This is a genomic window from Streptomyces sp. NPDC005574, assembly GCF_040605435.1.
In the GTDB taxonomy this organism is placed as follows: Bacteria; Actinomycetota; Actinomycetes; order Streptomycetales; family Streptomycetaceae; genus Streptomyces.
In genome coordinates this window covers 18,061-36,647 of the sequence record NZ_JBEXCW010000045.1, presented here as the reverse complement: position 1 = coordinate 36,647, position 18,587 = coordinate 18,061, and the positions used below count along the sequence as shown (strand labels likewise).

Sequence of the window (18,587 nt, the reverse complement as noted above, 5' to 3'; positions counted from 1 at the left end):
GCGGGTCCAAAGCGGTGGAGCTCTGTGACCGAGTGCGTCAGTGACTCACTCGGGGTGACTCACTGGGACTGGGTCGCCCCGGAGTCGTCAGCCGTGCCGGTGCCGGTCCCGTCGCCGGTACCCGTGTTGTCACCGGTACCCGTACCGGTTCCGGTGTCGCCACCGCCGACCGCGTCGCCACCGGCCTGGTCACCACCGACAGCGTCACCACCGGCCTGGTCACCACCGACAGCGTCACCACCGGCCTGGTCACCGCCGACCGCGTCGCCACCGGCCTGGTCACCACCGACAGCGTCACCACCGGCCTGGTCACCGGCGCCGCCGGCCTGGTCGCCCGCGCCGCCCGCCTGGTCGCCCGCGCCGCCGGCCGCGTCGCCCGCGCCGAGGGTGGCGCCGACCGCCGTGAGGGCGGTGGTGACCGGCTGGAAGAACGTCTCGCCGCCGGCCGTGCAGTCGCCGCTGCCGCCGGAGGTCAGGCCGACCGCGCCGCCCGCCTGGGTGAACAACGAGCCGCCGCTGTCGCCGGGTTCGGCGCAGACGTCGGTCTGGATGAGACCGGTGACGGTGCCCTCCGGGTAGTTCACGGTGGCGTCGAGTCCGAGGACCGTTCCATCGTTGAGGCCGGTGGTGCTGCCCATCCGGAAGACCTGGGTGCCGACCGTGGCTTCCTCGGCCTGGGCGATCTGGACGGTCTTACCGCCGCCGACGTTGACCTCGCTCGGCGCCACGGTGGCCGGGTCGTCGTACTTCACGAGCGCGAAGTCGCCGTCGCCGGGGAAGGTGGCCTGGTCGACGGTGGCGATCGGCTGACCGTCCTGCGTGTCCGACCACGTCTTCGCCGCGACACCGCAGTGGCCCGCGGTGAGGAACGCCGGACTGCCGTCGCCCGCGGTGACGTTGAAGCCGAGCGAGCAGCGCGCGCCGCCGCCGAATATCGCGTCACCGCCCGAGACGAAGGTCTTGAACGTGCCGGCCGACTTCTTGATGGTCGCCATGTTCGAGCCGAGGCCCTGGACGGTCGACTCCAGCGTGTCCCACTTGCTGCCGGTGACCGTGCTGTCCGCGGTGACCAGGATCTTGTTCGTCTTGGGGTCGACGGCCCAGGCGGTGCCCGGGATGGTCGCCTCGGCCTTGAGCGTCTTGGCTCCGGCGGCGAGTTCGGCGAGGCTGTTGTCGACCTCGCGGACGGCCGCGCCGGCCTTCTTGGCCTGCACGATCACGTTGTTGTTGTCGCCGGGCACGACGTTCACCACGAGCTGCTTGCTGGCGGCGTCGTAGTAGGAGCCCGCGAAGGCGTCGCCGAGCAGGTTCTGCAGCTGCGAGGCGAGATCCGAGGCGTCGTCCGCCTTGAAGGTCTTGACGGAAGCACCGCTGGTCCCGCTGTCCTGGGACGCGTTGGCGTTCGGCAGCAGGAGCGCGGCTGCTCCGAGGGCTGCGACGCCGCCGACCGCGATGGCGGCCTTGCGCTTCGGAATTCGCTTGTGACTCAAACTTCTCGACCTCCTGAGGGACCGGAGTGTGTGCCGCCGTTCGGCAGCTGGTGTGGGGCGCCTGGATGGCTGTTGGTACGCACGGGCTCCGTCGGGCGTTCAACGCGGGACCCCAACAACCTTTGTGCGGATGCGAATCGGCCATGGGCCGCGTCCCGCCGGACGGCGCCGGGAACGACCCCCACATGACGGTGACCGCCACCGAAACCGACCGGATCTCCTCCGCTGATGTCGCCTCCTGGGTGCTCGCGGTGGCCGGTTCGGATGTCCGGATCCGAACGGTGACCACCAAGCAGCGGCCGCCGCAATCGCTGACCCCGGCCGCGACGAGCCGGTCGCAGACCGACTGGGCGGCGCCGGCGGGGGTCGCGATCACGGCCGTCGCGGCATCACGGAGGTCCGTTGCCCTGCGTGACGCCTCGATCACCCCGGGTTCACCATGCGGAGCCGAATCCCGGCTTCAGCGAATCTGCACATCCCGTGCGCGACCGGCGCACGGCCGTCGGGGGATCTGCACAAGCCGCGGTGCCGCCCACGCCATTGGCGAGGTGTGTCGCATTCGCCGCGCGCCCGGCAAGGGGCGGTGCGCGGTGATGCCGTGCCGCATGTGAAGAAGTCGCCGCCGAGCCGTGCGCACTCCTGCACGGTTCGGCGCCACGGGGACACAAATGCGCTGGTGGGGCGTCTGGTTGATTGGATGCGCCGACCCGCCGCGTGCTTTGATCCATCGCACCGCGGGAGCCGCCAAGGGCTTCGGGACAACGGACGCCCGGCGCCCGCGGTCGCGGCCGTCATCTGTCCCCAGAGGGGGCCGCTCCCCCCTTGTGAACATCCGTATGAAGGGAAGTCCCCCCATGAACTCCACCCCCCAGGTTGAGACCGTCGAGATCTCCGACGCGGAGCTCGACAACGTCTCCGGCGGTCTGTCCCTGAACGCCGTCGGCACCGTCACCGGCCTGGTGGACGGCGTTGCCCCGGTCTCCGGCCTGGTCAACACGGTCGTCGGCACCGTCGAGGGTGTCACCGGCCTCAACACCGCCCCGGTCACGGGCCTGGTCGCCGGTCTCTGACCGCACTGTGTTGCCGGGAGTCCCGGAGCCGTCACGGCTCCGGGACTCCCGGACGTCGTAGAAGATCTCTCGCACAGGTGAGGGAAGTCCCTTGCAGTTCCGCCAACAGGCCCTCGCCAAGCTCCAGTCGCCCGAGGAGCTCGACCTTCCGGTGCGTTTCGCCCGGCCCCGGGGCTGGCTGGCCCTCGCCGTGACGGTGGTCGTCGTCGCGGCCGCGTCCGTCTGGGCGGTCACCGGTTCCGTCGCCTCCACCGTCGGCGCGCCCGCCGTCCTCACGCACGGGGAGGGCAGTTACATCCTGCAGAGCCCCGCGGCCGGCCAGGTCACCGCGGTCCTCGCCGAGCAGGGCCAACGCCTGCCCGCCGGCGCGCCCGTCCTCAAGGTCCGCACCGCCGACGGCGACACCGTCGTACGCACCGTCGCCGCCGGGCGCGTGACCGCGCTCGCCGCGACCATCGGGCAGATCATCCAAACCGGCGCGAACGTCGCCGCGGTGGAGAAGGTCGTCCGCGCCTCGGACCCGCTGTACGCCACGGTGTACGTGCCCGCCCAGAACGCGGCCGCCATCCCCGCCGGCGCGGCGGTGGACCTGACCGTCCAGTCCGTGCCCACCCAGCAGTACGGGGTGCTGCGCGGCCGGGTGAAGTCGGTGGACCGCTCCCCCCAGTCGGCGCAGCAGATCTCCGCGTTCCTCGGCGACAGCCAGCTCGGTGAGCAGTTCACGAAGGACGGCAGGCCCGTCGCCGTACTGGTCCGGCTGGAGCGGTCGGCCGGCACGAAGAGCGGCTACCGGTGGTCGTCCGCCGACGGGCCGCCGTTCACCCTCACCTCCATGACCATGGCCACGGGTTCGATCCGGCTGGCCGACCAGCGCCCCGTCGACTGGCTGCTGCCGTGAACGCCGCGCAGGAGACCCGGGGCCGGCGCCGCGCCGCACCGCCGCCGCGCCGCCCGGTGCCCACGGGCCGGGTGAAGAGCGTCCGCACGCCCACCGTGCTCCAGATGGAGGCCGTGGAGTGCGGGGCCGCGTCCCTCGCGATGGTCCTCGGCCACTACGGCCGGCATGTCCCGCTGGAGGAGCTGCGCATCGCCTGCGGTGTCTCCCGGGACGGTTCGCGGGCGAGCAACCTGCTGAAGGCGGCCCGCGGTTACGGCCTGACGGCCAAGGGCATGCAGATGGACACCGCGGCCCTCGCCGAGGTGCGCTCCCCCGCCATCCTGTTCTGGGAGTTCAACCACTACGTCGTCTACGACGGGATGGGCCGACGTCTCGGCCGCCGCGGGGTGTATGTCAACGACCCGGCGAAGGGCCGGCGTTTCGTTCCCATGGAGGACTTCGACACCAGCTTCACCGGTGTGGTGCTGGTCCTGGAACCGGGCGCGGACTTCGAACGGGGCGGGCGCAAACCGGGATTGCTCGGCGCCATGCCGGCCCGGCTGCGCGGTACCGCGGGCACGATGCCCGCCGCGGTGCTGGCCAGTCTGCTGCTGGTGGCGGTCGGCGCGGCGGTCCCCGCGCTCAGCCGTACCTATATCGACATGTTCCTGATCGGTGATCAGACCTCGTTGCTGGGCGTGCTGTTCGCGTCGATGGGGACGTGCGTGCTGCTCACGCTCGTGCTGACGTGGTTGCAGCAGGCGAACCTGCTGCACGGCCGGATCATCTCCTCGACGCTCTCCAGCGCCCGCTTCCTGCGCCATCTGCTGCGGCTGCCCGTCACCTTCTTCTCCCAGCGCAGCCCGGCCGACCTGGTGCAGCGCCTCCAGTCGAACGACGCCGTGGCCGAGACACTGGCCCGCGACCTGGCGGCGGCGGGCGTGGACGCGGTGGTCGTCGTGCTCTACGCGGTCCTGCTGTACACCTACGATCCGCAGCTGACCTTCGTCGGCATCGCCGTGGCCCTGCTGAACGTGGTGGCCATGCGGGTCGTCGTACGGCTGCGCGCCACCCGCACCGCCAAACTGCGCGCCGACAGCGCCCGGCTCACCAACACGGCCTACACGGGGCTGCAGTTGATCGAGACGATGAAGGCGACCGGCGGCGAGGACGGCTACTTCCGCAAGTGGGCGGGGCAGCACGCCACCACCCTGGAGGAGCAGCAGCGGCTCGGCGTGCCGAGCGCCTGGCTGGGCGTGGTCGCGCCGACGCTGGCGTCCCTGAACAGCGGGCTGATCCTGTGGATCGGCGGGATGCGGGCCCTGGAGGGCGGCATCTCGGTCGGCCTGCTGGTCGCCTTCCAGGCGCTGGTCACCCGCTTCACCGCGCCGATCACCCGGCTGAACGGCGTCGCGGGCCGCATCCAGGACTTCGCGGCCGACGTGGCCCGGCTGAAGGACGTCGAGAACTTCCGGGCCGACCCGCTCTACGGCCGGCCCGGCACCGGCGACTCCACGCGCCGGCTGCACGGGCACGTCGAGCTGGAGAACATCTCCTTCGGCTACAGCCCGCTGGACAAGCCGCTGTTGACGGGCTTCGACCTCACCGTCGGCCCGGGACAGCAGGTGGCCCTGGTCGGCGGCTCGGGCAGCGGCAAGTCCACCGTCTCGCGGCTGATCTCGGGTCTGTACACACCGTGGGAGGGCGTGATCCGCATCGACGGACGGCGGCTGGAGGACATTCCGCGCGGCGCGCTCGCGGCCTCCGTTTCCTTCGTCGACCAGGACGTGTTCCTCTTCGAGGGCACGGTCCGCGACAACGTGGCGCTGTGGGACCCCTCGATCCCGGACGAGGCGGTCGTGGACGCGCTGCGGGACGCGGCCCTCTACGACGTCGTCACGCGCCGCCCGGGTGGCATCCACAGCCGGGTCGAGCAGGACGGCCGCAACTTCTCCGGCGGGCAGCGCCAACGCCTGGAGATCGCACGGGCGTTGGTGCGCGGGCCCAGCATCCTGGTGCTGGACGAGGTGACGAGCGCGCTCGACGCGGAGACCGAGCAGGTCGTGATGGACAACCTGCGCAGGCGTGGCTGCGCCTGTGTGGTGATCGCGCACCGGCTCAGCACGGTGCGCGACAGCGACGAGATCGTCGTGCTCCAGCACGGCACGATCGTGGAGCGCGGGCGGCACGACGCGCTGGTGGCACACGGTGGCGCGTACGCCGCGCTGGTCAGGGAGCGGTGAGATGACGACCGTCGGTGAGAGCGATCTGGTGCTCGGGGCGCTGGGCGCGATGGGCACACCCGTCGACTGCTCCGGCCAGAGCCGGCTCGATCTGGAGGGGCCGCAGGTGCTGTGGCTGGTCGCGGCCGGCGCCGTCGACCTGTTCGCCGTCGACGCGCAGGAGCGGGGGCACTGGCACCACCTGGGCCGGCTGGAGGCGGGCGCGCTGCTGCTCGGTCCGGTCGCGGGGCCCCGGCACACGCTGGTGGCCCGCCCGTTGCGCGACTGCGTGGTGCGCCGCATCGCCCTGCGCGAGCTGTACCAGCCCCCGCACACCGAGACCTGGTCCTACGACGCCTACGGCAACCCCCAGTACGTACCGCCGACTTCGAGCCCGCTGGAGCACGCCCTCGCGCTCGGCGTCGGCCGCGGTCTGACGGTCCTCTTCCAGGCGCCGACGGCCACCGAGCCGGCCGCGGTCGCCTCGGACGACGACGTGTTCTGGATGCAGGTGCCGCCGGGCAGCGTGCAGTACGGCTCGCTGTACGGCGCCGAGGCGGCGGCCGACCTGCTGACGGACCCGGCGGTCTGGCAGAGCATGGTCGACCAGCAGTACCGGCTGCTGACCACGCTGGACCGGTGGATCGAGCAGCTCGAACACACCCACGAGACCCGGACCGCCGCCGGCATCAGGGCCGGCGAGGCGGTCCGTGCGCAGGCCGACCGGACACTGCTGGCGTCCATCGGCAGGCGGTCCGCGCACCGCGCCACGGCCGCCGACGCGGACGCCTCCTACGCGGCCTGCGGGCTGGTCGCCCGCGCGGCCGGGATCACCCTCGCCGAGCCCGCCCGGAGCGGCACCGAGAGCGACCGCCTCGACCCGGTGGAGCGGATCGCCCTCGCCTCCCGGGTCCGCGTCCGGTCCGTCCGCCTCGACGGCCGCTGGTGGCGCAACGACATCGGTCCCCTGGTGGGGCACCGGGCCCTGTCGGGTGCGCCGGTCGCGCTGCTGTGGCGGCGCGCCGGATATGTGGCGGTGCATCCGGCGACCGGCCGGGAGACGCCCGTGGAGAAGGCCAACGCGAAGGAGTTCGAGCCGCGCGCGGTGATGTTCTACCGTCCGCTGCCGGAGCGGCGACTCGGTCCGCTCGGGCTGCTGCGGTTCAGCATGCGGGGCGTGCGCGGCGACCTGACGAACCTGTTGCTCGCCGGCCTGGTCACCGTGGCCATCGGGGCGCTGGTGCCGATCGCCACCGGCAAGGTGCTCGGCGAGTACGTGCCGAAGGCGCAGCAGGGCCCGATCGTCCAGGTCTGTCTCGCGGTGATGATCAGCAGTGTGGTGGCGGCGGCCTTCATGCTGCTGGAGAACCTGACGATCCTGCGGCTGGAGGGCCGGATCGAGGCCACCCTCCAACCGGCCGTCTGGGACCGTCTGTTGCGGCTGCCGACCAGGTTCTTCACCGGGCGCTCGACGGGCGAACTGGCGAGCGCCGCCATGGGCGTCAGCGCGATCCGCAGGCTCCTGGCGGGAGTCGGTCCGGTGGTCGCGCAGTCGGTGACCGTGGGCGCGATGAACCTGGGGCTGCTGTTCTGGTTCAGCGCGCCGATGGCACTGGCCGCGATCGGCATGCTCGTCGTCATCGCCGCCGGGTTCCTGGGCCTGGGACTGTGGCAGGTGCGCTGGCAGCGGCGGCTGGTGGTGCTCGGCAACAAGCTGAACAACCAGGCGTTCCAGACGCTGCGCGGGCTGCCGAAGCTGCGGGTGGCGGCCGCCGAGAACTACGCGTACGCGGCCTGGGCGTCCCAGTTCGCGCGCAGTCGCGAACTCCAGCAGAAGGTGGGGCGCATCAAGAACCTCACGACGGTGATGGGCGCGGTGTACCTGCCGCTGTGCACCCTGCTGATGTTCATGCTCCTGGCGGGTCCGGCGCGCGGCGCGATGTCGGCCGCCGAGTTCCTCACCTTCAACACGTCGGTGACCATGCTGCTGACCTCCGTCACCCAGCTGACCGGCGCCTACGTGTCGGCGGTGGCCGCGCTGCCCCTGCTGGAGGAGATCAGGCCGGTCCTCGACGCGACCCCCGAGGTGCGCACGGCGAGCACCCGGCCGGGCCCGCTGTCCGGGGCGATCGAGACGCGCCGGCTGTCGTTCCGTTACGCCGACGACGGCCCCCTGGTCCTCGACGACGTCTCCTTCCAGGTGCGGCCGGGCGAGTTCGTGGCCGTGGTCGGCCCGAGCGGCTGCGGCAAGTCGACGCTGCTGAGGCTGCTCATCGGCTTCGACGACCCGGTCTCCGGCAGCGTGCTCTACGACGGCCAGGACCTCGGCGCGCTGGACCGGCCCGCCGTGCGCCGGCAGTGCGGTGTGGTGCTCCAGCACGCGCAGCCCTTCACCGGATCGCTCCTTGACGTCATCAGCGGCACCGAGCCGTGCACGCCGGAGGAGGCGATGGCGGCGGCGGAGATGGCGGGGCTCGCGGAGGACATCCGGCGGATGCCGATGGGGCTGCACACGATCGTCTCCGACGGCGGCGCGATCTCCGGCGGCCAGCGCCAGCGCCTCATGATCGCGCAGGCGCTGATCCGCCGCCCGCGCATCCTCTTCCTCGACGAGGCGACCAGCGCCCTCGACAACGAGACGCAGCGCACGGTCATCGAGAGCACCAAGGCCCTCGACGCCACCCGGATCGTCATCGCGCACCGCCTGTCGACGGTGCTGGACGCCGACCGTGTCCTCGTGATGGAGGACGGCAGGATCGTCCAGCAGGGCGCGCCCGCGGCGCTGCTCGCGGACCCCGGGAGCCGACTCCACGAGCTGGTGCGGCGGCAGCTGGCCTGAGGGGCGGGGGCGGCGCGGGGACGAGCCGGGAACCGGTCCGTCAGCGAAACGTTGCCGTTTCGCTGGCCGTGGTCTAGTCTCGACGCGTACGAAACAGTTTCGTTCAAGGATGCCCCGGCCCGTCCGGCGACCCTTGCGCGAGGCCCCTGCACGACTTCCCTGGAGTGGCTCCCCCATGTCCCAGAAGACCCTCGCCGACGGCGCCCGCGAAGGTGTCGCCGGCCCACCGTCCGAACCCTCGTCGAAGCGCTGGTGGATCCTCGCGGTCGTCGCCCTCGCGCAGCTGATGGTCGTCCTGGACGCGACCATCGTGAACATCGCCCTGCCCTCGGCCCAGGCCGACCTGGGCTTCTCCGACGGCAACCGGCAGTGGATCGTCACCGCCTACGCGCTCGCCTTCGCCTCCCTCCTGCTGCTCGGCGGCCGCATCGCCGACCTCTTCGGCCGCAAGCCCGCCTTCCTGATCGGTGTCGTCGGCTTCGCCGCGGTCTCCGCGCTCGGCGGCGCCGCCAACGGCTTCGGCATGCTGGTCACCGCCCGCGCGCTGCAGGGTGCCTTCGGCGCACTCCTCGCCCCCGCCGCGCTCTCCCTGCTCAACACGACGTTCACCGAGGCCCGTGAGCGCGCCAAGGCGTTCAGCGTGTACGGCGCCATCGCCGGCGCGGGCGGCGCAGTGGGCCTGCTGCTCGGCGGTGTCCTCACCGACGCCTTCGACTGGCGCTGGACCCTCTACGTCAACGTGGTCATCGCCGTCCTCGCCTTCGCGGGCGGCTGGGTCCTGCTGAACAACCACCGCGACGCCGCGAACTCCAAGCTCGACGTGCCCGGCACCATCCTGGTCGCGGCCGGCCTGTTCTCCCTCGTCTACGGATTCTCCAACGCGGAGACCCACGACTGGGACTCCGCGCAGACCTGGGGCTTCCTGATCGCGGGCGGACTCCTGCTCACCGCCTTCGCCTGGTGGCAGACCCGGGCCGCGCACCCGTTGCTGCCCCTGCGCATCCTGCTCGACCGCAACCGGGCCGCGTCCTTCCTGGCGGTGCTGATCTCCGGCGCGGGCATGTTCGGCGTGTTCCTCTTCCTCACCTACTACCTCCAGCTGAACCTGGGCTTCAGCCCGACCAAGACCGGTGTGGCGTTCCTGCCGATGGTCGCGGCCCTGATGGTCGCGGCACAGGTGGGCACCACGGTCCTGGTGCCGCGGGTCGGCCCGAAGGCCGTCATCCCGCTGGGCTTCGCGATCGCCGCGGTCGGCATGGCCTGGCTGACCGGCATCGGCAACACCTCCTCCTACACGTCCGCGGTGCTGCCGCAGCTGATCGTGATCGGCCTGGGCCTCGGCCTGGTCATGCCGCCGGCCATGCAGCTGGCCACCGGCGGGGTGGCCGCCGAGGACGCGGGCGTGGCCTCCGCCACGGTCAACGCCATGCAGCAGGTGGGCGGTTCCATCGGGACGGCACTGCTGAACACCCTCGCCGCGACCGCCGCCACGAACTACCTGGCCGGACGGGACGTGACGAGCAAGGCGGTCCAGGCGCAGGCGACGATCGAGAGCTACACCACCGCCTTCTGGTGGTCGGCGGGCTTCTTCGCCGCCGGTACGGTCATCGCCTTCGTGCTCTTCCGCCGCGGGGTTCCGCAGCAGGACCCCGACGCCGCTCCGGTCGTCCACATGTAGCACCGCGTCACCGAGGGGCCGCCGTCATCAGGGAGACGGCGGCCCCTTCGTGCGTCCGCCGCCCGCCGCCCACCCGGCCGGACTGTGACCCACGACCCGCCACATCCGCTGTTGGGACCCGGCGTAACCGGGTACTCACCGCTTCATGCGAATCAGCGTGGTGGATGTCGGATCGAACACGGTCAGACTCGTCGTGGCGGACACGGCCGGCGGGGTGCCCCTGCCGGTGCACACCGCCAAGTGGCGTCTGCGGCTGTCGGACGACGTGAAGCCGGGCGAGCCCGTCCCCGCGGAGGCCGTCGAGCGCCTCGTGGGCGCCGTCACCGAAGCGAGCAGGACCGCGACCCGGTGGGGCGCGGCCGGCCCCGTCGCCTTCGCGACCGCCGTGGTGCGCAGCGCCCCCAACCGGCAGGACGTGCTCGACACCGTCCGGGAGCGGACCGGCGTCGACCTGTGCACCCTGCCGGGCGAGGTCGAGGCCGAACTCACCTTCCTCGCCGCCCGCCGCTGGATGGGCTGGCGGTCGGGCCCCCTCGCGCTGCTGGACATCGGCGGCGGCTCACTGGAGCTCGCCTTCGGACGCGGCCGGCTGCCCGACTTCGCGGTCTCGCTGCCGCTGGGCGCGAGCCGGCTCACCCATGAGTTCTTCGCACACCACGACCCGCCCACGACCGAACAGCTGCGCGCGCTGCGCCGCAAGGTCCGCCACCAGCTGCGGGACGCGGCGGCGCGCATCCGCTGGGAAGGCCCGCGCCTGGCGGTCGCCACCTCCCGCACCTTCCAGCAGCTGGGACGACTGTGCGGAGCGCCGCCCGGGCGACACGGCCCCTTCGTGGAACGACAGCTGCACCGCGCGGACCTCGGGACCGCGATCGGCCGGCTGGCCGCCCTGCCCGCCGCCGAGCGCGCCCTGCTGCCGGGCATCTCCGCGCCGCGCTCCGGCCAGAGCCTGGCAGGCGCCCTGGTGGGCCACACCGCGATGAAGCTGGTCGGCATCGAGTCGGTCACCATCTGCCCCTGGGCGATCCGCGAGGGCATCATGCTGCGCCACATCGAGGACGGCGCCTCCTGGTGGGCGGAGATCTCCCGCCGCGACGAGGAGCCCGCCACCCCCGAACCGGTGCCGCTGCGCATCGCCGCCCCGACCGGCTGACCCCGGCGGTCGCACCCTGCCGAAATCCTGCCGCTCACGAGAGGAGCATCCCCATGCCGGCCCACGACGACCGGTCAGGCGAGCAGCACGAGACAGCTCTCGACGAAGCCCTCCACGAGATCGAGGACGCGGAAACCCACACCCCCGACCCCGCCGACCACCACCACGACGGCGAGGCGGCAGAGGCCACCACCCCGAACACCACGGCCCAGGAAGAATCCAGGGGCGAGTGAAAAGGGTGCGGCCCGCACCGCTCCCAGAGGTGCGGGCCGCAGCCTTTTCTTCAGGGGCGCGAGGAACTGCGCGCCCAGCCCACGACGGGCCGCAGACGACACACCCCACCCAAGCCCCCAGGGGCGCGGGGAACTGCGCGACAAGCCACCACCCACCCGCAGACGACACACGACACCCGTCCGCCAGGGGCGCGGGGAACTGCGCAAAAGCCCCCCGTCACCGCCGCGTGCCACCTCAGGACACGCGGGCGGATGCCCCGCCCGCTCCCGGGTACCCGGCCCGCATGACGCACGAAGGTCCTGAACCACGGCTGCCGTCCGCACGGGGTCCCGTCTCCGCCGCGGTGACGGCATATCTGCTGGACACCGGCCCCCTGCCGCGCCACGAGGACGCCGCCGGTGCGGACGTCCACGGCGACGACCTCCAGCTGGCCCTGTATCTCTGCTACGAACTGCACTACCGCGGCTTCGCGGGGGTGTCCCCCGACCGCGAGTGGGACCCGGAACTGCTGCGCACCCGCGCGGTCCTGGAACACCGCTTCCTGTCCGCGCTGCGCGCGGACGCCGTGGCCCACGACAGTGTCGAGGACGCCCTCGCCGACCTGCTGGTCGAGCCGGTCGACGGCACGGGCGTGTCGTACTTCCTGCGGGACAAGGGCGAGCTGTGGCAGGTGCGCGAGTACGCGGCGCAGCGCTCCCTGTACCACCTCAAGGAGGCAGACCCGCACGCCTGGGTGCTGCCGAGGCTGTGGGGCAGGGCCAAGGCGGGGATGGCGGCGGTGGAGTTCGACGAGTACGGCGGCGGCCGCGCCGACCGGGTGCACGCCCGCCTGTTCGCCGACCTGATGACGGACCTGGACCTGGACACCACCTACGGCCACTATCTCGACGCGGCCTGCGCGGAGGTCCTGGCCACGGTGAACCTGATGTCCCTCTTCGGTCTGCACCGGGCCCTCAGGGGTGCCCTCGTGGGCCACTTCGCGTCGGTCGAGATCACCTCATCGCCCGGCTCGCGACGACTGGCGGAGGCCATGCGCCGCACGCAGGCCGGCCCCGCCGCCGAGCACTTCTACGACGAGCACGTGGAGGCCGACGCGGTGCACGAGCAGGTCGTACGCCACGAGGTCATCGGCGGCCTGCTGGCGGAGGAGCCGCATCTCGCCGCCGACGTCGCCTTCGGCATCGACGCGACCGCCCTCGTCGAGGACCGGCTCGCCGCGCGCCTGCTCTCCGACTGGCAGGCGGGGCGGTCCTCGCTGCGCACGCCCCTCCCGTCGGACGCCGCCCCGTATTCCTCCCATATTTCCTGATTGCCTGGGTACTTGGGCGGGGTGAACTCACTGAGACCACATCTGTCGCTCCCGGGCGTGTACGCCCCGCAGGAGGACACGGCCCTGCTGGCCGGAGCCCTGGCAGAAGAACCGCTCGCGCCGGGCGCCGACGTCCTCGACGTGGGCACCGGGACCGGCGCGCTGGCGCTGGCCGCCGCCCGCCGCGGGGCCCGGGTGACGGCGGTGGACGTCTCCTGGCGCGCGGTGTACACGGCCCGGCTCAACGCCTGGCTGTCCGGCGTGCCGGTGCGCATCCGCCACGGAAACCTCTTCGAGGCGGTGCGGGACCGGTCCTACGACCTGATCCTCAGCAATCCGCCCTACGTACCGGCGCCCACCGCGGGCGTACCGGCGCGCGGCCGGGCCCGGGCCTGGGACGCGGGCCACGACGGCCGGCTGGTGCTGGACCGGATCTGCGGGGAGGCGCCCGGGCTGCTGCGTCCCGGCGGGGTGCTCCTGATGGTGCACTCGGCGCTCAGCGATCCGGAGCTGACGGTGGGGCGCCTGCGCTCGGCCGGACTGAAGGCCGCCGTGACCCGGCGCAGCCGTATCGACTTCGGTCCGGTCCTGCGCTCGCGAGTGGGCTGGCTGCGGGAACGCGGGCTGCTGTCGCCCGCCGAGGCGAAGGAAGAGCTGGTGGTCGTCCGTGCCGAACTCCCCGTCTGAGCCCCCCCGCCGGATCAAGGTCCAGCGCCGGGGGCCCCTGCTGGTGGAGGGCCCGGTGGAGGTGGAGCTGGAGGACGGCACGACGGTGTCCTCCGACCGATTCCGGGTGGCCCTGTGCACCTGTCGCCGCAGCCGGCGCTATCCCTGGTGCGACACCAGTCACCGCGACCGCGACCGGCGCTGAGGCCGTCGGCCCGGAAGCCGAGGTGCCGGCGGGTGGCCCCACTCCGCCCGCCGGCCCCCGGTGCGAGATCGCACGGCCCCGCGACAGGGACCCGCACTCCCCATAGGCGGGCCTCCACGGCACTCGCGGGGCCCGCGCGATCTCGGTCTCAGAACGCGAAGACGCTCGCCCCGAGGGAGCTCTTCACGCATTCGTTGGCGAAGGTGCGCTCGTAGGAGACGCGCTTGCCGCGCCAGACTCCGTCCACCGTGATGACCACGGGGGCGTACTCCTTCGTGCACGTCACGTCGTCGCCGGCCGCCAGGGCGTCGAAGTCGCCGCCGGCACGCCGGAGTTCGGCGCAGGCGAGCGCCGGAGCCGGGTGGGTGCCGGACGCCGTCGGTGCGCAGTTCAGGGTGACCGCCCGTTCGGGGGTCACTCCGGCGGCGCCCTCGCCGTGGCCCATGGTGAGGACCAGGGCCGAGGGGGCGTAGAGCCCTGCCGGGGAGGCGGGCGGGGCGGCGAGGGCGGCGCCGGTGAGGGGCCCGCAGACGGCGGTGGCCGTGAGGGTGAGAGCCGCTGCCCAGCGCGCGGTGTTCCGCATTGTGTGCATCCTTCCGCTTGGTTCGAGGGTGGTGCCGCGTCGAGCCGGATCTGGCCCGGAGCGGCGAGCGCGAGTCTGCCGAGTCCGGCGCCGAATCTCACATCGACCCCACGGGTTTCAGTAACCTTGCGTATTGAAACAGTGGCAAGAAGTCACGGAATTCGAACGTTCCAATGCCGGAACCAGGCGGTTCTTGATCACTTTGTGGGCTCCGATGGCCGGATCCCCCCTGCTCGTTAATAGTCCTGAAACATTCCGCTTCAGCCCTGAGCGCACTCCTCCGCGAAGCCTTGCGTTCACGCGGCGATCGAGTAATCGTCATTACATGATTACGACAGAGCAACGAGAGAAGCTGAGCGGCTGGTTCGCCGGCCGGCTGCCCGACGACCTGTTCGAGGCCCCGGCCGAGGTCACGGTCGACCGGGAGGAGATCACCGTGGTCGGCCGCATCCCGGCACCGAGGCTCGCGAAGGACGCCCCGGCCGCCGAACGGGACGCGGCCCTGGAGAGCCGCATCCAGGAGTTCCGCGAGCGCAGCCGGGAGGACCGGATCGCGGTGGCCCGCGAGGCCGAGCACCGCTTCGGCCGGAAGGTCTCCTGGGGCGTGGAGTGCGGGGACCGGCGCGCCCTGTTCACCCATGTGGCGGCCCCCGTCATGACCCGGCTGCGCCAGCCCGAGCGTCAGGTCCTCGACACCCTCATCGCCGGCGGGGTCGCCCGCAGCCGCAGCGACGCCCTCGCCTGGTGCGTGCGCCTGGTGCAGCGCCACACCGACGACTGGCTCGGCGAACTGCGCGAGTCCCTGGAACACGTGCAGCGGGTACGCGCCCAGGGCCCGGACACCGGCACCGGCACCGGCACCGGCACCGGCACCGAGCCGCAGGACGCCCCCGCCGAGGACGCCCCGGAGGACTGAGTGAGCCCCGGACCAGCCCCCGCAGGAAGCCGGCGCGGCCGGCCACCAGCCACCAGCCACCAGCCACCAGCCACCAGCCACCAGCCACCAGCCACCAGCCACCAGCCACCAGCCGATGATCTCCCAGCCGCGTGAACTGGCGCGTGTGCTGCGGGAATCGGTGGCCGGGGCCTGATCCGCCGCCCGGCATACCGCCCGGTATCGTCGGCGTGCGGCGCGTGTGCCGGGTGCGGCGCGCGCCCGACGACGAGAGGCGGGGCGTACGCATGGCCAAGCACTGGGCGGACTTCCAGTACGAGATCTACCTGAACGGGATGTCGGGCGCGGTCCCCCGGCTGCCGACCGACCTGACCCGGCTGGAAGAGCTCACCGAGCGGCGCCTGGGTCCCGGCCCCGTCGGCTATGTCGCGGGCAGCGCCGGTGACGGGAGCACGGCGCGCGCCAACCGGGCCGCTCTGCAACGCCGTCGCATCGTCCCGCGGATGCTGCGGGACGTGCACGAACGCGATCTGTCGGTCGAGGTGCTGGGCCGCGCCCTGCCCGCCCCGCTGGCACTGGCACCGGTGGGCGTGCTGTCGATCATGCACCCGGACGCCGAGCCGGCCGCCGCGCGGGCCGCGGCGGCGCAGGGCGTGCCCTTCGTCCTGTCCTCCGCGTCGAGCACGCCGATGGAGCAGGTGGCCGAGGCGATGGGGGACGCGGAGCGCTGGTTCCAGCTGTACTGGCCGAAGGACCCGGAGGTGGCCCGGAGCTTCCTGCGGCGGGCGAAGGCGGCCGGGTTCACGGCGCTGTTCGTCACGCTGGACACACCGCTGCTGTCGTGGCGGCCGCGCGATCTCGACCAGGCGTACCTGCCGTTCCTGCACGGGGTGGGCACCGCCAACTACTTCTCCGACCCGGCGTTCCTGGCGGGGCTGGCGAAGCCGGTGCACGAGGACCCGAACGCGGCCGTCATGCACTTCGTCGGCATGTTCGCGGACCCCGCCAAGACCTGGCCGGACCTGGCGTTCCTGCGGGAGAACTGGGACGGCCCGATCGTGCTCAAAGGTGTCCTGCACCCGGACGACGCCCGGCTCGCCGCCGACGCCGGGATGGACGGCGTGGTGGTCTCCAACCACGGGGGACGCCAGGTCGCCGGCTCGGTCGCGGCGGCCGACGCCCTGCCCCGGGTCGCCGAGGCGGTGGGCGACCGGCTCACCGTCCTGTTCGACAGCGGCGTACGCACCGGTGACGACGTGTTCAAGGCGCTCGCCCTGGGAGCGCGGGCGGTCCTCCTGGGCCGGCCCTACGTGTACGGGCTGGGCCTCGACGGCCAGTCCGGCGTGGAGCACGTGATCCGCTGCCTGCTCGCCGAACTGGACCTCACCCTCGCACTGTCCGGACACGCGGGGCCGGCCACGGTGGGCCCCGCGGACCTCAGCGAGCACGCGGGCTGAGCGCCCGCGGGACCGTGCGCCGGGCCTTGCTTCAGGCCCTTCTCGCGAGCTCGACCGCCCGCAGGGACGGCGTCCCCCCGCTCGCGGTCGACAGCGAACTCGGGCTGGCCGTCACGGACTCGGTCAGCCAGCGCTGGCCCGCGGACCCGTCACGGACCTTGACGACGGCGTCGGCGCCCGGGTCCTCGGTGGTGGAGGTGAGGGCGAGCCCCTCATCCCGGCGGGGCAGCAACTCGCCCCGCACGGTGAGGTCGTAGCGCACGTCGTCGGCGCGCCCGGTGTTCTGGCCGGCGCAGGTGCCGAGCACGACCACCCCGGCGTCGGCGCGGGAGTCCAGGCACAGATCGGGGTCGGCGGCGGTGCGCAGCAGTCCGTCACTCCCGTACGACCACTGCTGGGTCGTGGCGGCCGAGCAGGCCGCGAGTTCGGTCCCGGCGCCGGCCGTCACCTCGCCGCGGACGTCGAGGCACAGGTCGGCGCCGAGGTTGCGCAGCCGGGTGCGTCCCGAGGCGGTCGGGTGCTGTGCGGTGCCCGGCGAGGCGGAGGAGGCCGCGGGCGGGACCTGGGCGCCTCTGCCGCCGCTCGCGCTGGTGGACGCGGCCGGGCCGGCGCCGTCGTCGGACGACCACAGGCCGGCCACCAGCACGCTCACCAGCAACCCGACGGAGGCCAGGCCGACCCCGGTCAGCAGCGCGCGCGAGGACCGCAGGGCCGGTGGGACGCCCCGGCCGGGCCCCGGAATGCCCGGCAGCACGCGCCGGCGTCCCCGGCCGTGCCGGGCGGCGGCGCGCGGGCGCGGCTGCTCCTGCGACCCGGTGCGGCGGGACGCGAGGTACCGGCCGGCGTTGCGGACGAGTACCGCCTCGGCGATGAGGAGGCCCAGATCGCCGTCGAAATGGCTCAGTTGTTCGGCGGCGTGCCGGCAGTAGGGGCAGGCGTCCAGATGCTGCCGGACATCCGGCAGCAGGTCTCCGCCGCGCCGGATCGGGACGTCGAGAAGGCGGTTGTAGAACCGGCAGTCCTTCGTCGGCGCGAGTTCGCGATGGGCATGTACACAACCTTCGCGGAATTTATCGCGCGCCTGTTCGCGTGCGGCCGAGGCGATGTCGGTGTCCATACCGAGAAGAGCGGCCGGGACGTTTACCGGCTCCCCTTCGACCTCGGTGTGCCACAGCAGGCACCGGGCGGGTCCGGGCAGTGACTGGAACGACCGCTCCGCCAGCTTGCGATGGTCGGGAGTCACGGACGTGGCCATGCGGTCACCGCGGCCGCGAGAGGGCATCGCCAGGCCCGGCAGCACCGCGGACACGCGTTCCTCGTCCGCCCAGCGCACGGCCGTGTCGCGGACGGCCACCAGCAGCAGGGGGCGCAGGGCGAGCGCCGGTTCGCCCAGTGCGAGCCGGTCGAGGACCTGGTGGAAGGCGGCCGCGGTGACCAGGGAGGCGGCACCCTCCGGGGCGGCGACAAAGCCGGCCGCGTAGGAGTGGGCCGCCTGCCAGTGCCGGGCCATCAGCAGCGCGACCGCGGCGGACACGTCCTGCTCGGAGCGGCCTCTCAGCCGGGCGGCGAGGCTCTCGTCGGATTCTCCGGGAACACCGCCGGGCGGAGGGTGGGGCGGGCGAGAAGGGTGGGGGGTGGGCACTGAAGGGATTCCTTTCCCACACGCACGGGATACGCGGGGAGCGTGAATTCACCGATGTCCCTCCGGCCCGGTTCCCCACGGGACGAATGCGACCCGGGCTTTACCCCCCGCACGGTGGTCAACCCTCGCACACGTCACTCACGGCCAACAAGGCACTCGGGCAACCTGCCCCGCTTTGAAAGAAAGTCAGGGAGGGAAGCCAACGGACCATCGGTGTACGGGCTTTCGGCATTCCATGGGCCGGGTGGGAAAAGGGCCCGCGGACCG

The 18,587-nt window shown here is 72.7% G+C and carries 15 protein-coding genes and 1 pseudogene; 12 read left to right on the top strand and 4 right to left on the bottom strand.

What is annotated here, in order from left to right:
* Window positions 1–59: 59 nt before the first annotated feature.
* Window positions 60–1,490: a S1 family peptidase gene (locus ABZT03_RS25845; protein WP_356043135.1), complete on the bottom strand. Its 1,431-nt coding sequence runs from the start codon at window positions 1,488–1,490 to the stop codon at window positions 60–62.
* A gap of 310 nt (window positions 1,491–1,800) precedes the next feature.
* A pseudogene (locus ABZT03_RS25840) lies at window positions 1,801–1,866 on the bottom strand (redox-sensing transcriptional repressor Rex); the annotation flags it as partial.
* 478 nt (window positions 1,867–2,344) lie between these two features.
* On the opposite strand from ABZT03_RS25840, the gene ABZT03_RS25835 reads away from it, so the two are divergent.
* From ABZT03_RS25835 to ABZT03_RS25790, 10 genes are all read left to right on the top strand, one after another.
* Entirely contained in the window at window positions 2,345–2,560 is a 216-nt protein-coding gene (locus ABZT03_RS25835; protein WP_356043133.1) for a type A2 lantipeptide, read from the top strand.
* A gap of 91 nt (window positions 2,561–2,651) precedes the next feature.
* Window positions 2,652–3,458 (top strand): HlyD family efflux transporter periplasmic adaptor subunit, encoded by an 807-nt coding sequence (locus ABZT03_RS25830; RefSeq protein ID WP_356043131.1) that lies wholly within the window; start codon window positions 2,652–2,654, stop codon window positions 3,456–3,458.
* Entirely contained in the window at window positions 3,455–5,680 is a 2,226-nt protein-coding gene (locus tag ABZT03_RS25825) for an NHLP family bacteriocin export ABC transporter peptidase/permease/ATPase subunit (RefSeq protein ID WP_356043128.1), read from the top strand. Before ABZT03_RS25830 ends, ABZT03_RS25825 begins: the two co-directional genes overlap by 4 nt.
* 1 nt (window position 5,681) lies before the next feature.
* Window positions 5,682–8,498 (top strand): NHLP bacteriocin export ABC transporter permease/ATPase subunit, encoded by a 2,817-nt coding sequence (locus ABZT03_RS25820; RefSeq protein ID WP_356043125.1) that lies wholly within the window; start codon window positions 5,682–5,684, stop codon window positions 8,496–8,498.
* 175 nt (window positions 8,499–8,673) lie between these two features.
* On the top strand, window positions 8,674–10,176 hold the full coding sequence (locus tag ABZT03_RS25815) for an MFS transporter (protein ID WP_356043122.1): 1,503 nt from the start codon (window positions 8,674–8,676) through the stop codon (window positions 10,174–10,176).
* Window positions 10,177–10,321: 145 nt separating this feature from the next.
* Entirely contained in the window at window positions 10,322–11,329 is a 1,008-nt protein-coding gene (locus ABZT03_RS25810; RefSeq protein ID WP_356043119.1) for a Ppx/GppA family phosphatase, read from the top strand.
* Window positions 11,330–11,382: 53 nt separating this feature from the next.
* Window positions 11,383–11,562: a hypothetical protein gene (locus ABZT03_RS25805; RefSeq protein WP_356043116.1), complete on the top strand. Its 180-nt coding sequence runs from the start codon at window positions 11,383–11,385 to the stop codon at window positions 11,560–11,562.
* Between the two features lie 284 nt (window positions 11,563–11,846).
* A complete protein-coding gene (locus tag ABZT03_RS25800) occupies window positions 11,847–12,872 on the top strand; it encodes an iron-containing redox enzyme family protein (protein WP_356043113.1) in 1,026 nt (341 codons plus the stop codon).
* Between the two features lie 57 nt (window positions 12,873–12,929).
* Complete coding sequence (locus ABZT03_RS25795) at window positions 12,930–13,559, top strand: HemK2/MTQ2 family protein methyltransferase (RefSeq protein WP_356043110.1); 630 nt, start codon at window positions 12,930–12,932, stop codon at window positions 13,557–13,559.
* Window positions 13,540–13,743, top strand: a complete 204-nt coding sequence (locus ABZT03_RS25790; protein ID WP_356043107.1) for a CDGSH iron-sulfur domain-containing protein — start codon at window positions 13,540–13,542, stop codon at window positions 13,741–13,743. Before ABZT03_RS25795 ends, ABZT03_RS25790 begins: the two co-directional genes overlap by 20 nt.
* Before the next feature lie 148 nt (window positions 13,744–13,891).
* On the opposite strand, the gene ABZT03_RS25785 is transcribed toward ABZT03_RS25790, so the two are convergent.
* Window positions 13,892–14,326 carry a protease inhibitor gene (locus ABZT03_RS25785; protein WP_356043104.1) on the bottom strand — a complete coding sequence of 145 codons (435 nt, stop codon included), beginning with the start codon at window positions 14,324–14,326 and terminating at the stop codon, window positions 13,892–13,894.
* A gap of 325 nt (window positions 14,327–14,651) precedes the next feature.
* On the opposite strand from ABZT03_RS25785, the gene ABZT03_RS25780 reads away from it, so the two are divergent.
* On the top strand, window positions 14,652–15,242 hold the full coding sequence (locus tag ABZT03_RS25780) for a hypothetical protein (RefSeq protein ID WP_356043100.1): 591 nt from the start codon (window positions 14,652–14,654) through the stop codon (window positions 15,240–15,242).
* Between the two features lie 266 nt (window positions 15,243–15,508).
* A complete protein-coding gene (locus ABZT03_RS25775) occupies window positions 15,509–16,678 on the top strand; it encodes a lactate 2-monooxygenase (RefSeq protein ID WP_356043097.1) in 1,170 nt (389 codons plus the stop codon).
* 31 nt (window positions 16,679–16,709) lie between these two features.
* Here ABZT03_RS25775 and ABZT03_RS25770 read toward each other — a convergent pair whose 3' ends face one another.
* Entirely contained in the window at window positions 16,710–18,320 is a 1,611-nt protein-coding gene (locus ABZT03_RS25770; protein WP_356043095.1) for an RICIN domain-containing protein, read from the bottom strand.
* Window positions 18,321–18,587 lie beyond the last annotated feature (267 nt).

Coding starts and splice junctions, on each gene's coding strand:
- ABZT03_RS25835 (WP_356043133.1), top strand. CDS start 2,345: ATGAACTCCACCCCCCAGGTTGAGACCGTCGAGATCTCCGACGCGGAG.
- ABZT03_RS25820 (WP_356043125.1), top strand. CDS start 5,682: ATGACGACCGTCGGTGAGAGCGATCTGGTGCTCGGGGCGCTGGGCGCG.
- ABZT03_RS25815 (WP_356043122.1), top strand. CDS start 8,674: ATGTCCCAGAAGACCCTCGCCGACGGCGCCCGCGAAGGTGTCGCCGGC.
- ABZT03_RS25810 (WP_356043119.1), top strand. CDS start 10,322: ATGCGAATCAGCGTGGTGGATGTCGGATCGAACACGGTCAGACTCGTC.
- ABZT03_RS25805 (WP_356043116.1), top strand. CDS start 11,383: ATGCCGGCCCACGACGACCGGTCAGGCGAGCAGCACGAGACAGCTCTC.
- ABZT03_RS25800 (WP_356043113.1), top strand. CDS start 11,847: ATGACGCACGAAGGTCCTGAACCACGGCTGCCGTCCGCACGGGGTCCC.
- ABZT03_RS25785 (WP_356043104.1), bottom strand. CDS start 14,326: ATGCGGAACACCGCGCGCTGGGCAGCGGCTCTCACCCTCACGGCCACC.
- ABZT03_RS25780 (WP_356043100.1), top strand. CDS start 14,652: ATGATTACGACAGAGCAACGAGAGAAGCTGAGCGGCTGGTTCGCCGGC.
- ABZT03_RS25775 (WP_356043097.1), top strand. CDS start 15,509: ATGGCCAAGCACTGGGCGGACTTCCAGTACGAGATCTACCTGAACGGG.